Here is a 12,252-nt window from a genome sequence, read left to right as displayed (position 1 = left end):
GCTCATGACTCACCACCAACAGTCCGCGTTTACGGTCGCGTGTCAGGAGTGCAGCGTCGACATGGAACCCGACTCGGCGAACGAGGTCGTCGACTTCTACCGCCGACACCGTCGTCAGACGGGCCACGACGTGGTTCTCACGCGTGCCGACCTCGAGTTCGAGCCCCCAACTGCCGACGACCTCGTGACAGTCATCGCCGACCTCGAGAACCGCTACGAGAACGGCGTCCCGATCGGCATCGTCGCCGCGACGATGAGCGAGCGGGGGTTCTCCGTCGGTGAAACGCTCGACGAGATCTACGAGGTGCGAATGACCGGCGCGCTCTACGAACCCCGCGACGATCACCTCGCCGCGTTCTGAGACGACCGCACCGTCCGGCTCACCCGGTTTTGCCCTGACCTCGCGAGTCACTCCTCGAGGAGCGTCGTCTCGACGAGTTGCCCGGTCCCGCGACGAATGCGTCCGCCGACGGCCGTCGGAGAGATATCGAGGCGTTCGGCGAGTTCCTCGAGCGAGGTTTCGCGGGGCTCCTCGAAGTAGCCTTCCTCGTGGGCGCGTACCAGCGCGACGCGCTGTTCGTCGGTCAACTCCGGAACCGTCTCGCTGGTCCACTCGTCCTGCCGAAACATCCGGTGTAGTTCGAACGAGATGTCCGTCTCCTCACAGCGTTCCCAGAGTGCGGCGAGCGCTTCCCGATCGGGAAGGTGAAGGCGATTGGTCCAACCCCGATCGTTGGTCTCTGCCTTCAACAGCAGCCCGCCGAGTTCGGTCGCCATCGGTGAGATAAGCACGGCGTCCTCGGTGTGCTGGAGCCGATAGACGCGCGTCGAGCCGTGATCGTCGATGAGCATCCAGTCTGCGACCGTGTGATCGCGCTCGAGTACGTCCTCGAACGTGTCGTCCGCGCCCTCGACGAGGTAGAAGAACAGGCCGGTCTCCGGATCCGTCGTGGAGTGAGGGACAACCTCGATGGATGCGGCCGGGCAATCACGGATCGTCGGCGTCAGCGCGAGATCCGGGTGCGAAATATCGAGAATTGCAATCAGGCTCACGGCTGTTCACATCGACGGCTGTCGTCTCGCTGTTCAGTTCGGGAATCGTCTCCCGATCGGGTATTTTTCGACCGTCTGTCAACGGGAATGCCGTATTCGTACCCCATCTTGATAGTAGTTACCACACACCATCACTTAATCGTTCCCTCACACACGGAACGAGAATTGTAATCGGTAACAGTTGATTGTGGATCCTCAGAGTACGCGAACCGCGTCTCGCGAGAACGCATCGACCGGTAAGACGATGCATTCGATGGCAGCCACTCGGTCAATGAAAGCCTAGCCGCTTTCCCGGCTGACGTGGTACGCCGCGTATGACCGAAACTGCGCTCGAGGTGACCCTGCCGAACGTCGGTCCGGGGCCGGATTCGCTCGCACTCGCGGATCTGACAGACCCGATTGCACCGGCGGATCCGACGACCGCCGAGGCGGCGGCTCCCGCCTACGAGGCCATCGTCCTGTTGCTCCACCGGGATCACCACGCCGGGCAGTGTCGCCGACAGGTCCGGGCCGTCGCCGACCGCTACGACGAGTTCCGTGATCGGGGCTGTGCAGTCGTCTCGGTCGTCCCGGAGCCACGCGAGCGCGTCCGAGAGTGGCAAGAGCGGTACGACCTTCCCTATCCCATCTGTGCGGACCCGAACGCGATCCTCGGGGACGCATTCGATCAGCCCGTTCGCCTCGGAGCACTCGGCCGCCACTTCGACCTCGTCGGCCGCATGCCCGCTGCGATCGTCCTCGACGTACGAGACGCCGATGCCGACGAGCTGGCGGTCGCCGCGGCCGACCGCGGCCGGACGATCTTCGACCGACCCGAAATCGACGCGTTGTTGGCCCACGCCGGCCGACAGTCCTGACGAATGTTCGTCCGCACCGCCACCGCCGACGACACCCTCGAGGTCCGGCGGATCCTCGACGCCGCGTTGCTCGAGCCGGGCGACGTCGAGCGCCGAATCGGTGACAGCGACGTCTTCGTTGCGGGTGATCGACGGGGCGGCTCGGAGCCGACTGGCGACGCCGGCGGGAGCGAACGGATCCTCGGCACGGCCGTCCTCGAGCCCCTCGAGAGCGAGCCGGGGGCCCACGTCGGGGCGATCGGCGTCCGCCGTCGCCACCGGGGTCAGGGGATCGGCTCGGCACTGATCGACCGCGCGCTCGAGCGAGAGGGGCGGCTCACGGTCCGGTTCGATGACGGCGTCAGGCCGTTCTATGAACGGCTGGGGTTTTCGATCGAGCCGATCGATGACCAGCGCCACCGCGGCGTGGCGGTGACGGTCGGACGGCGCTAACCGCCACACTCAGGGAACTGACGGGCCCCACTCATGGGGACCCGTCGCCTGCCAGCGTAGTTTTATCCGACGTGAACGTGGTACGTGTCGTCGCATGGCGCTCCAACGGATGCTCAGCGGCGATCCGTCGAAGAGTTCGAAGGTCTATCTGGCGATCGGACTTCTTTCGCTGGTGAAAGCGATCGCGGTCCGCAACGACCGGGACCGGTTCCGACACGAGTTAGTCGACGCCGGGCTGTTCCTCGGCGTCGGATTCGCACTCCACCGGTTCAGCAAGATGAAGGCACAGAAACGACAGGAACTCGAGTCTCAGGTTCCCGACTGGGCGGCCGACATGATAACCTCCGAATCCGCCTCTCGAGGGCTGGAAGCGCTCGCGAAGCGGCGGCTCGGGAGTCAGTCCGAACCCGAACCGGAAACGGTTCGAGACCGGGCTCGCAGTGTCTTCTCGAACCGGTAACCCTCACCGGCCGTCGGTCGCGCCCTTCTCTCACTCGGATCCTCCGTCAGCAGCGGTCGCAACCTCGGTCGAAAGCGGCTCGAGCGTCGCCGAAAAGTGACGCAGCTCCGGGACCGCGGGCTCGGAAACGATCTCGAGGCCGGACACCTCGTGGCGCTTCTCGAGGACGGCTTCGGCCGTCTCGACGACGTGCTCGAAGTGCTCCCGGTGGTAGGTCCGGCGCGGGACCGCGAGTCGAACCAGTTCCGGCCGGTCGGACTCGGGGAACGCGAAGCTCCCGAGTTCGACGCCTCTGACGCCGCCTTCTCGATACAGTTCGCAGACCAGCACCTGTCCCGGAAATTCGTCGGCCGGAATCTCCGGAAACATCGCCCCCGCGTCGAGGTAGACCGCGTGTCCGCCGATCGGCGTGTATACCGGGATACCGGCCTCCTCGAGCATCGCGCCGAACTCACGGACCTGTTCGATCCGATCCTCGATGTACGACTCCTCGACGGCCTCTCGCAGGCCGACCGCCATCGCGGCGACGTCTCGACCGGCCATACCGCCGTACGTGGGAAACCCCTCGTAGAGGATCGCGCGCTGTTTACACCGCTCGAAGAGGGCCTCGTCGTCGGTCGCGACGAAGCCGCCGACGTTCGCTAACCCGTCTTTCTTGCCGCTCATGACGAGCGCGTCGGCGTAGCCGAGCTGCTCGCGTGCCACCTCGGCGACCGTCGCGTCCGCGAACTCGTCTTCGCGCCGGGTCACGAAGGAGGCGTTCTCCGCGAACCGACAGGCATCGATCACGAACGTGGCGTCGATCTCGTCGGCGAACGCCCGAACGCGACGGGTGTTCTCGACGCTGACCGGCTGGCCCGCCGTCGAGTTGTTCGTGATCGTCAGGATCACCAGCGGGACGCGCTCCGCCCCAACTTCGTCGACGACCGCACGGGCCTGCTCGAGCGAAAAATCGCCCTTGAATGGCTCGGTCGTCTCTGGGTCGTGAGCGCCCGACACGGGACAGTCGACCGGATCGGCACCCTGATTCGAGACGTGCGCTCGCGTCGTATCGAAATGGGTGTTGTTGAGCGCGACATCGCCCTCGGAGAGCAAGGTGCCGTAGAGAACGTTCTCAGCGCCGCGGCCCTGATGGGCCGGCACCACGTGTTCGAACCCCATCACGTCCGCGACCGCGGACTCGAGGCGGTCGAAGCTCGACGAGCCGGCGTACGCCTCATCCCCCTGAAGCAGCGCGGCCCACTGGTCGTCGCTCATCGCGCCCGTCCCGCTGTCCGTCAAGAGGTCGATGAAGACATCGTCTGCATCGAGATTAAACACGTTGTACCCGGCCTCTTCCAGTGCTTGTGCTCGCTGCTCTCTCGAGGGGAGGCGAATTCGCTCGACTACTTTCGATTTGTAGGCGACCATACTGGCTCGACGCCGCGCCGCGTGTTCAGTCTAGTTGACGGCTTCTGACCGTCGATGGCTCGAGACGCCCCTCTCCGGACGGATCGGCGCATCGATGGACGGAATCGGCGGGCTCGTCGCGGACGTGATCGACGGTGCAGCAGTACAGTCGGATCCGATCGCGTCCACTGACTCAGTGAGCGTCGATTCCGTCACTGCCGAAGGTATCGTCGGTAATCCGCGTCGGCGTCGGCTCGGGACCGACGAGTTCCAGATCGTCGGTGTTGCTCTCGCGAATGGTGAGCGTACCGGACGAGGCGGCACCATTGGTCGAGCTGGTATCGGGAGACGCAGCGGGTTCGACGTCGCCATCGGGGTCGCCGGGGTTAGTCGACTCAGTGGAGACGGGATCGGTCGGGTCGGTCGCGGTGAGTGCACCGAGTTCCGCCGCCGTGGCGTCGATCACGTCGCCGTCGTCCCGGACAATCACGTCCGAATCACCGATAAATTCGAACTCGAGGTCCGCGTGCGTCGCGGCGCTGCCATCGGCCTCGTCGGGTTGGCACGTCTCGTCGGAATCGGCGCCCATGGAGGTCGCGTCCGCCGTCTCGACGTCCGCAAGGTCGGCGAACAGTTCGGTCGCCGTCGTGTCAACGGTGTCGTCGTCCGGCATCGGATCGTGGTCGCCACCGGCGTCGACGAGGTCGGCGGGGGAGTCCACGCCGAACGCCGCGAGGATCGCGTCCGGATCGGCCTCGACCTCCTCGAAGACCTCCGTCGCTGTCGGATCGGTGCTCATACTCCCGTCTGCACCGGTCATCCCCTTCGTTACGATGTCATTACCGCTGTATTACCCACTCAATACTTCGGTGACTATGAAATAGCAGCCTCTTACCATCGGGATCGGTTCGAGTTCGGCGGATCGAAACGGATCGATTACCGCGCATCCTCGAAACGAATCGAACGGGGCGCTCGAGCTAGAACAGGTCCTGGGTCAACTCGAGGGTCTCCTCGCGGTCGTCCCAGTTGACGAAGAGGGCGACGCTGGTCGCGCTGGTGATGATGTCTTGGAGGTGAATCCGGGACTCGGCGAGTGGGTTGACGATTTCGCTGATAATCCCCGGCTGGTTGGGGAGTTCGCCGCCGGTCACGCGGATGACGGCGGTCGGTGAGTCGACAGTGACACTCGAGAGTTCGTCGCGGGCGATGACCTCGCGGTGGAGGATGTTCTCGGCGCGTTCGGCCTCTTCCTCGTCGATGTAGAACGTGATGGTGTCCATCCCGCTCGCGACGGCGTCGATATTGACGTCGCTCTCGGCGAGGGATTCCGAGAGATGGTTGAAGATGCCCGGCTGATTGCGGATCGCGCGGCCGGCGACGGTGAGGCAGGCCAGCGGCCGCTCGCGCAGGTCGACGAGGTTCTTAAACTCGCCTTCGATGCTCGTCCCGCCCGACAGGAGGTCGCCGTGCTGGTAGTGAACGACGCGAACGTCGAGGTTCCCGTCCTTGTACGACAGCGCGGAGGGGGCGACGACCTCTGCCCCGCGGAAGGAGAGGTTCCGGAGTTCATCGACCGAAATCTCGCCGACGTTGCGGGCCCCTTCGACGACGTGTGGGTCGCCAGTCATGACGCCCTCGACGTCGGTGACGATGACGACCTCGTCGGCGTCCATGTACTTGCCCATCATGACCGCCGTGGTGTCGCTGCCGCCCCGACCCAGCGTCGTGATCGAACCGTCCGGCCCCTCTGCGAGGAAGCCGGTGATGACCGGAACCGTGCCGTCCAGATCCGCGGCGACCTCTTTGGCGCGTTTCTGGGTCTCCTCGACGTTGACCTCGCCGTACTCGTCGGTAACGACGGGCCATCGATCGCTGCCCGGCTCGAGGAAGAGCGAGTCGAGGCCGCGAGCCGACAGTGCGGCCTTGAGCATGCGGACCGACGTCCGCTCGCCCATGCTGACGATCTGAGCGCGGTCGGCCTCGTCGGTCTCGAAGGAGATCTCGTCGAGCAGTTCGTCCGTGGTCGATCCCATCGCGCTGGCGACAACGGCGATCTCGTGGCCGTCCTCGACGGCCGCAGCAATCGAATCTGCGGCGCGGTTGATCCGATCCCCGCTTCCGAGACTCGTCCCGCCGAACTTGGCTACGACGCGCATACCGACACCTCACGGGCCGCGTGCGTTACGGTAGTGTGACTCATATTCGGTCCGTAACCAGAGCGGGCAGATAACTGTGTCCCATCGTCTGCATTTTTACCAGTTCGCCCAGCGGGAGCGAATCCGCCTCGAGCGCGCGGCGAGTCGCTGGGTGTCGGACCGCTCGGAAGCCAAGTCGCGACAGGGATTTATTGTCGTGCACCGCATTACCATATGTCGATGAACGTACGGGACGCACTCGAGGCCGACGCCGACGCGCTCGCGTCGATTGCCGACTCTCCAACGGACGTGATGCGCAATCTCGTCCACGACCGAACGGTACGCGTCGCCGAGGATGGGAGCAATGATCCGAACGCGGACGTGGCGGACTCGCAGTACAGTGGCTCCGATCCGGAGGACCTGCTCGGATTCATTAGCTTCGATGCGCGCGAGGATACCGTCCACGTCACCCAACTCGACGGAACGTGCGAGGCGTGCAAACGGCTACTGGCCGAACCCGTCCGATTCGCTGAGCGCGAGTCGATGGCCGTCGAAGTGCTGTCGGCACAGAATGCCGATTCCATCGAGACGGCCGCCGAGGATCTCGGCTTCGAACGACGCGGCCGCGGCCCGCGGTTCAACGGCTCTCCGACGGTTCGGTTTCGACTCGAGCCCTAAACTCGAGCTCTGATCGACGGCGACCGGAATCACAGTCGCGTCAGCCGACGTGACTTGAGCGCCGTCTCGTCGGTCGTCGTGCCGGTATCGGGCGTCGCCTTGAGTCCGTTTCCGCGTTCGGTACACAGTCCGTACGAGGGTCACAACCGCTCCAGTCCCTGACGAGAACTGCGTGCCGAATACAGCGGTGGAGGACGCTCTCGTCGGAAATATTATAGAAAACCGCGCCAGAAAACAGGATATGGGAATGCAGTCGGTTCTCTCGATATTTGGACGGGACCTATCCGAAGACTTGGTCCGTTCGAACTGGCCGGATAGGTATCCAAACGCGATACTGGCGCTCTACGGTACGGAAACGGACCCCGGAGGCGGAATCTATGCCCACATCGAATCGACGTACGACAGAGAACACGAAACATTTCTCCCGGCCCTGCTTCGGTCGATACCCGGTGCAACGCTCGTCGTCCTCACACAGATGAACGATACGACAGATAGCGGGGCTGCCTGGGGATATCGAAAACACGGTGAGGAGGTCGACTACCTCGGAAAAGTGCGCGGTGAAGAGAGAGGATTCGGTCGAGACGTCGTCGATCACTACGAGACGGAGTACGACGTCCGAATCTGGACACTGTGGGAGGCGTTCGATTACCGGTTCGCACGCAATACCGAGGAGTGAACGCGAACGCAACGTCGCCATTCGATTGCGTATGACGGTGAGAGCGGTATCGCGCCGATTCGACACTTACTGCACGTCCGAACTCGAGGCGCTGTTGAGGAAATACACAGCGACGGCCCCCAAAACGATGTCGAGCGTCGCCAGCACCACCAGCGCAGGGACGAGCGTGTTCCACATGCCGCCGAAGGCCGACACCTCGAGCACCGTCATGACGTCCTGGCCGAACATCAGGGCGCGGGCGGCGTCGACGCCGTAGGTGATCGGGTTGAGCGCGGCGACGGTCTGGACCCACCCCGGGAGCACTTCGATCGGGAGGAAGGCACTTGAGAGGAAGAGCAGCGGGAACTGCAGCAGGTTGACCGCAATGATGGTCGACTCTTGGTCGCGGGTGATCAGTGCCACGACGTTCGAGAGCGCGGTGAACCAGATCGAGAACACGATGGCGACGGCGACGATTCCGAACGCGCCGAGCACTCCCGTGGCCACGTACTCGTCGATCGACGCGCCCGTATCTAGGTAGAGGAGGATGTAACCGAGCACGAGGATGATCGTGATCTGGACGACAATGCGGATGACCTCGGAGAGTGACTTCCCGAGAAAGATCGCCCCGCGGTGCATCGGGGAGACGAGGACCTTCTCGAACATCCCGTTCTCGATGTCCTCGACGAGGCCGATCCCGGAGGTCGTCGCGGCGATCAATGCCGTCTGGATCACGATCGCTGGCACCAGGAAGGTCACGTAGCTCGCCTCCGTACCGAGGCTCTGGCTGACCGCACCCGACGTGATCTGGCCGAACACCTCCGTGAAAAGGACGAGAAAGATGATCGGGTTCAGCAGCGAGACGGTCATCACGAACGGGTTGCGAGTGGTCTTTATCAGCCACCGTTTCAGGTTGATCCACGTGTCTCCGACGAAGCTATTGCCCGCGGTCGTTCGTCCGATCCCCGTGTCGGTCCCGGTTTCGGTCTCGGCGTCAGCGCTCATCGTCCCACCTCCGCGGTCGTATCCGAGTCGCCCGTCCCGGACGCTGGGTCGGTCACCGTCTCCTCCTCATCGAGTCCCTCACCAGTGATCGCGAGGAAGACGTCGTCGAGCGTCGGATCGCGGACGTTGAACCCGGTGACGGGCACATCGGCCTCCTTCAGCGCGACGAGCAGTTCCGGACCGCGCTGGCGGGCCGCCGTCGACCGTACGCTGAGCCCCTCATCGGTGACCTCGATCGACGTCTCGTCGAATAGATCCGCCTCGAGGGCGACTCGTCTGGCCCGCTGTCTGGTCTCTGCGTCGGGGTCGGCGATTTCGACCTCGAGGACGGCACCGCCGACCCGATCCTTGAGTTCGGCAGGCGAGCCGGAGGCGACGATCGAGCCGTTTCGAATGACGCCGATCCGGTCGCAGAGCTGGTCGGCCTCCTCCAAGTACTGAGTCGTCAGGAAGACCGTCGTCCCGCGGTCGTTGATGCGCTCGAAGTAGTCCCAGAGCCGGTTACGGGCCTTCGGGTCGAGCCCGGTGGTCGGCTCGTCGAGGAAGACGATCGGCGGTTCGTGGACCAGCGCGGTCGCGGCGTCGAGGCGCTTTTGCATCCCACCGGAGAAGTCCTTGGCCTGTTTGTCCGCGACGTCAACCAAATCGACGAGCTCGAGCAGGTCGGCGATCCGCTCGGCGCGGTCGGCGGCCGGAACGCCGTAGGCCTCGCAGGCGAAGCGGATGTTCTCGCGGGCCGTGAGTTCGGGGTCGACGCTCGTCTCTTGGGCCATGTAGCCGATCGACTCGCGGACCTCGCGCGGCTCTGCCTCGACATCGTAGCCGTTGACCGTGACCGTGCCACCAGTCGGTTTCAGCAGCGTCGCGAGAATCTTGATCGTCGTCGTCTTCCCAGCACCGTTCGCGCCGAGAAAGCCGAAGAACTCGCCCTCGGGTATCTCGAGCACGAGGTCGGTGACGGCCTCCGTCCCATCCGCGTACGTCAGTTCGACGTGTCGGGCGTCGATTGCGTTCATCTCGCTCACACTTGGTCGGACGAAGTGGGAAGGCATATAGCTTGTGAATGAATATTCATTCATATGGACGGACCCGGCCCCTTCGAGTCCTCATCGGACGACACGCACGCCGAGATGATGCGGGCGACTTACGACGCGCTCCAGAAACACGGCTACTCGGAACTGACGATCCAGCGCATCGGCGACGAGTTTCCCAAGAGCAAGTCGCTCATCTACCAGCACTACGACGGCAAGGACGACTTGCTCGTCGCCTTTCTCGAGTTTCTCCTCGAGCGATTCAAGGCGGACGTGCCAACCGACGACGACTTCGAGGACGCCCGCGACCAGTTACTGACGCTCGTCGACCATCCCCTGACGGACTCGAGTGACGACGAACACGCGGCCTTCATCGGCGCGATGACCGCGCTCCGCGGGCAGGCACCGTACGATAAGGCCTATCGCAAGCAGTTCGCGGACACCGACGCGTTCTTTCGCGAGCACATCGCCAATGTCGTCCGCGACGGGATCGAGCAGGGCGTCTTTCGGGAGGTCGATCCGGAGCGAACGGCCGCGTTCATTACGGCGACGATTGATGGGGCACAGTCACAGTGCGTGACGACGGGGAACGACGAGCCGATTGACGCCGTGCGCCGCGAACTCACCGAATACGTCCGGATGCGGCTGGTCGTCGACGACGAGGATAGACGATAACGGGAGCCCACACTGCAGTCAATTTTTATCGTCCCTCTTGAGCCCGTAACCATCCGTAGCAATTATTGCCGAAAGCGATGGGTTCCGAGGTATGGTATCAAGCCACAATATGCCCGACTACGAACAGGAACGGGACGGCTTCAAGTGGGAGGACATCGACGAGGCAGCCGGCTGGGACGCGCCAGCGGAACTGAACATCGCCCACGAGGTCTGCGACCGCCACGCCAAGAACAAGGAAAAAGTTGCGCTCTATCAGGTGAGCAAGGACGGCGAACTGACCACAACGACCTTCTGGGAACTCGCCGAAGCGACGAATCGGTTCGCGAACGTCCTCGAGGACCTCAGCATCGAGCAGGGTGACCGCGTCTTCTCGTACATGCCGCGGATCCCCGAACACTACGTCGCACTGATCGGGACGCTCAAGCGCGGCGCTGTCTTCGGCGGCATCAACGAACGGTTCGGTCCCGACGGCATCTCGTATCGGCTCTCCGACTGCGACGCGAAGGCAATCATCACCACCGCTTCGAATCGCAACACTGTCACCGACGCGCTCGAGGACGCGCCCTCCGTCGAACACGTCATTGTCGTCAGCGACGACGGAACCGGAATCCAGCGCGGCGACGTCAGCTACCGCAGCGAAATGGCGACCGCGAGTCGTGAGTACGAGTCGGCCGATACTGGCGGTGAGGACGATGCACTGCTGTACTACACCAGCGGGACGACCGGACCGGCGAAGGGTGTCCTGCACAAACACCGGTGGGTCCTTGGCGTCGCGGCCACCCAGAAGTACGCCGTCGACCTTCAGAAGGGCGATCTGTACTGGTCGACGGCAGATCTGGGCTGGCTGACCGGACCGATCAACACGCTCGGTGCCTGGTTCTGGGGAACCGCGCTGTTCACCTATGAGGGCGAGTTCGACCCCGAGGCGTGGGCCGACCTCCTCGATACCTATCCGATCACCGTCCTGTTCTCCGTGCCGACGGCCTACCGCATGCTCCGGGAACACGAGGACGTCCTCGATGACGTCTCCTTGGACCTACGCCACGCCCTCTCGATCGGCGAACCGCTCTCGGCTGGCGTCGTCGAGTGGGGCGAGGAGACACTCGGCGTCACCGTCCACGATACCTACGGCCAGACGGAGACGGGGAACATGATCATCAACAACTACCCGACGATGGCGGTTCGACCGGGTTCGATGGGCAAGCCACTTCCCGGGATCGAAGCCGCCGTCGTCGACCCCGAGACCGGCGAGGTGCTCGAGCCCGGCGAGACGGGGGAGATCGCCCAGCGCGGGGATTACCCCTGCTTCTTCGCCGAATACTGGGAGAAACCCGAGCAGACCGCGGACTGCTTCGTCGACGGTCCCGAAGGTGAATGGTATCTCTCGGGCGATCTGGCTCACATGGACGAGGACAGCTACTTCTGGTTCGAGGGCCGCGCCGACGACGTCATCCTCTCCTCGGGCTATCGGATCGGTCCCTTCGAGGTCGAGAGTTCGCTGGGCGAACACGAGGCCGTCGCCGAGGCCGCCGTCGTCCCAAAACCCCACCGGGAGCGAGGCAACATCGTGAAGGCCTATATCGTCCCTAGCGAGGGGGTAACGCCGTCCGAGGGGCTCGAGGAAGAGATCAGCGATCACGTGCGAGACGAACTCTCGGCCCACGAGTACCCACGCGAGATCGAGTTCCGGGAGGAACTCCCGAAAACGGTCACCGGGAAAATTCGACGGACAGAACTCCAAGACGACGCCGCGGCGGACGGTGAGGCATCGTAACGACCGCCGTCACACCTGTTGGTTATAGTAGTCACTGAAAGTCACTGCACATCCGATCGCACGACGGTAGCGCGGTTCGGAGCGAGCTACGTGAGCGAGAACCGCGGA

14 protein-coding genes are annotated in these 12,252 nt (G+C 63.8%); 8 read left to right on the top strand and 6 right to left on the bottom strand.

Translation table 11 applies throughout. The features are described from left to right. Positions 1-4 precede the first annotated feature (4 nt). Entirely contained in the window at positions 5-361 is a 357-nt protein-coding gene (locus K6I40_RS19275; RefSeq protein WP_222915538.1) for a hypothetical protein, read from the top strand. Positions 362-408: 47 nt separating this feature from the next. Here K6I40_RS19275 and K6I40_RS19270 read toward each other — a convergent pair whose 3' ends face one another. Continuing rightward, a complete protein-coding gene (locus K6I40_RS19270) occupies positions 409-1,053 on the bottom strand; it encodes a helix-turn-helix domain-containing protein (protein ID WP_222915528.1) in 645 nt (214 codons plus the stop codon). A 314-nt stretch (positions 1,054-1,367) separates the two neighbouring features. On the opposite strand from K6I40_RS19270, the gene K6I40_RS19265 reads away from it, so the two are divergent. The 3 genes from K6I40_RS19265 (at position 1,368) to K6I40_RS19255 (ending at position 2,802) form a co-directional block, all read left to right on the top strand. After that, entirely contained in the window at positions 1,368-1,910 is a 543-nt protein-coding gene (locus K6I40_RS19265; protein ID WP_222915525.1) for a redoxin domain-containing protein, read from the top strand. Positions 1,911-1,913: 3 nt separating this feature from the next. Further along, on the top strand, positions 1,914-2,342 hold the full coding sequence (locus K6I40_RS19260) for a GNAT family N-acetyltransferase (protein ID WP_222915523.1): 429 nt from the start codon (positions 1,914-1,916) through the stop codon (positions 2,340-2,342). A gap of 94 nt (positions 2,343-2,436) precedes the next feature. Then, positions 2,437-2,802 (top strand): hypothetical protein, encoded by a 366-nt coding sequence (locus K6I40_RS19255; protein WP_222915521.1) that lies wholly within the window; start codon positions 2,437-2,439, stop codon positions 2,800-2,802. Between the two features lie 30 nt (positions 2,803-2,832). On the opposite strand, the gene K6I40_RS19250 is transcribed toward K6I40_RS19255, so the two are convergent. The 3 genes from K6I40_RS19250 to K6I40_RS19240 all read right to left on the bottom strand — a co-directional run bounded on the left by K6I40_RS19250 (position 2,833) and on the right by K6I40_RS19240 (position 6,347). Next, on the bottom strand, positions 2,833-4,212 hold the full coding sequence (locus tag K6I40_RS19250) for a tryptophanase (protein ID WP_222915519.1): 1,380 nt from the start codon (positions 4,210-4,212) through the stop codon (positions 2,833-2,835). 172 nt (positions 4,213-4,384) lie between these two features. Continuing rightward, entirely contained in the window at positions 4,385-4,990 is a 606-nt protein-coding gene (locus tag K6I40_RS19245; protein ID WP_222915517.1) for a hypothetical protein, read from the bottom strand. 178 nt (positions 4,991-5,168) lie between these two features. Further along, positions 5,169-6,347 carry an aspartate kinase gene (locus tag K6I40_RS19240; RefSeq protein ID WP_222915515.1) on the bottom strand — a complete coding sequence of 393 codons (1,179 nt, stop codon included), beginning with the start codon at positions 6,345-6,347 and terminating at the stop codon, positions 5,169-5,171. 219 nt (positions 6,348-6,566) lie between these two features. On the opposite strand from K6I40_RS19240, the gene K6I40_RS19235 reads away from it, so the two are divergent. Continuing rightward, entirely contained in the window at positions 6,567-7,004 is a 438-nt protein-coding gene (locus K6I40_RS19235; protein WP_222915513.1) for a hypothetical protein, read from the top strand. 241 nt (positions 7,005-7,245) lie between these two features. Beyond that, positions 7,246-7,680 carry a hypothetical protein gene (locus K6I40_RS19230; protein WP_222915511.1) on the top strand — a complete coding sequence of 145 codons (435 nt, stop codon included), beginning with the start codon at positions 7,246-7,248 and terminating at the stop codon, positions 7,678-7,680. Positions 7,681-7,746: 66 nt separating this feature from the next. Here the strand turns inward: K6I40_RS19230 and K6I40_RS19225 are convergent, their stop codons facing one another. Both K6I40_RS19225 and K6I40_RS19220 read right to left on the bottom strand, forming a co-directional pair. Next, on the bottom strand, positions 7,747-8,664 hold the full coding sequence (locus tag K6I40_RS19225; protein WP_222915509.1) for an ABC transporter permease: 918 nt from the start codon (positions 8,662-8,664) through the stop codon (positions 7,747-7,749). Continuing rightward, positions 8,661-9,680: an ATP-binding cassette domain-containing protein gene (locus K6I40_RS19220; RefSeq protein WP_222920409.1), complete on the bottom strand. Its 1,020-nt coding sequence runs from the start codon at positions 9,678-9,680 to the stop codon at positions 8,661-8,663. The genes K6I40_RS19225 and K6I40_RS19220 overlap by 4 nt, the downstream gene beginning before the upstream one ends. Positions 9,681-9,743: 63 nt before the next feature. On the opposite strand from K6I40_RS19220, the gene K6I40_RS19215 reads away from it, so the two are divergent. Beyond that, on the top strand, positions 9,744-10,370 hold the full coding sequence (locus K6I40_RS19215) for a TetR/AcrR family transcriptional regulator (protein ID WP_222915507.1): 627 nt from the start codon (positions 9,744-9,746) through the stop codon (positions 10,368-10,370). Between the two features lie 91 nt (positions 10,371-10,461). Further along, positions 10,462-12,144: an AMP-binding protein gene (locus K6I40_RS19210; RefSeq protein ID WP_222915505.1), complete on the top strand. Its 1,683-nt coding sequence runs from the start codon at positions 10,462-10,464 to the stop codon at positions 12,142-12,144. Positions 12,145-12,252 lie beyond the last annotated feature (108 nt).

The organism is Natrinema sp. SYSU A 869 (assembly GCF_019879105.1).
In the GTDB taxonomy this organism is placed as follows: Archaea; Halobacteriota; Halobacteria; order Halobacteriales; family Natrialbaceae; genus Natrinema.
The sequence above is the reverse complement of the archived record's forward strand: the minus strand, read 5'-3'. Positions and strand labels throughout refer to the sequence as shown.

Coding starts and splice junctions, on each gene's coding strand:
- K6I40_RS19230 (WP_222915511.1), top strand. CDS start 7,246: ATGGGAATGCAGTCGGTTCTCTCGATATTTGGACGGGACCTATCCGAA.
- K6I40_RS19245 (WP_222915517.1), bottom strand. CDS start 4,990: ATGAGCACCGATCCGACAGCGACGGAGGTCTTCGAGGAGGTCGAGGCC.
- K6I40_RS19240 (WP_222915515.1), bottom strand. CDS start 6,347: ATGCGCGTCGTAGCCAAGTTCGGCGGGACGAGTCTCGGAAGCGGGGAT.
- K6I40_RS19220 (WP_222920409.1), bottom strand. CDS start 9,680: ATGAACGCAATCGACGCCCGACACGTCGAACTGACGTACGCGGATGGG.
- K6I40_RS19275 (WP_222915538.1), top strand. CDS start 5: ATGACTCACCACCAACAGTCCGCGTTTACGGTCGCGTGTCAGGAGTGC.
- K6I40_RS19215 (WP_222915507.1), top strand. CDS start 9,744: ATGGACGGACCCGGCCCCTTCGAGTCCTCATCGGACGACACGCACGCC.
- K6I40_RS19265 (WP_222915525.1), top strand. CDS start 1,368: ATGACCGAAACTGCGCTCGAGGTGACCCTGCCGAACGTCGGTCCGGGG.
- K6I40_RS19235 (WP_222915513.1), top strand. CDS start 6,567: ATGAACGTACGGGACGCACTCGAGGCCGACGCCGACGCGCTCGCGTCG.
- K6I40_RS19260 (WP_222915523.1), top strand. CDS start 1,914: ATGTTCGTCCGCACCGCCACCGCCGACGACACCCTCGAGGTCCGGCGG.
- K6I40_RS19255 (WP_222915521.1), top strand. CDS start 2,437: ATGGCGCTCCAACGGATGCTCAGCGGCGATCCGTCGAAGAGTTCGAAG.
- K6I40_RS19210 (WP_222915505.1), top strand. CDS start 10,462: ATGGTATCAAGCCACAATATGCCCGACTACGAACAGGAACGGGACGGC.
- K6I40_RS19250 (WP_222915519.1), bottom strand. CDS start 4,212: ATGGTCGCCTACAAATCGAAAGTAGTCGAGCGAATTCGCCTCCCCTCG.
- K6I40_RS19225 (WP_222915509.1), bottom strand. CDS start 8,664: ATGAGCGCTGACGCCGAGACCGAAACCGGGACCGACACGGGGATCGGA.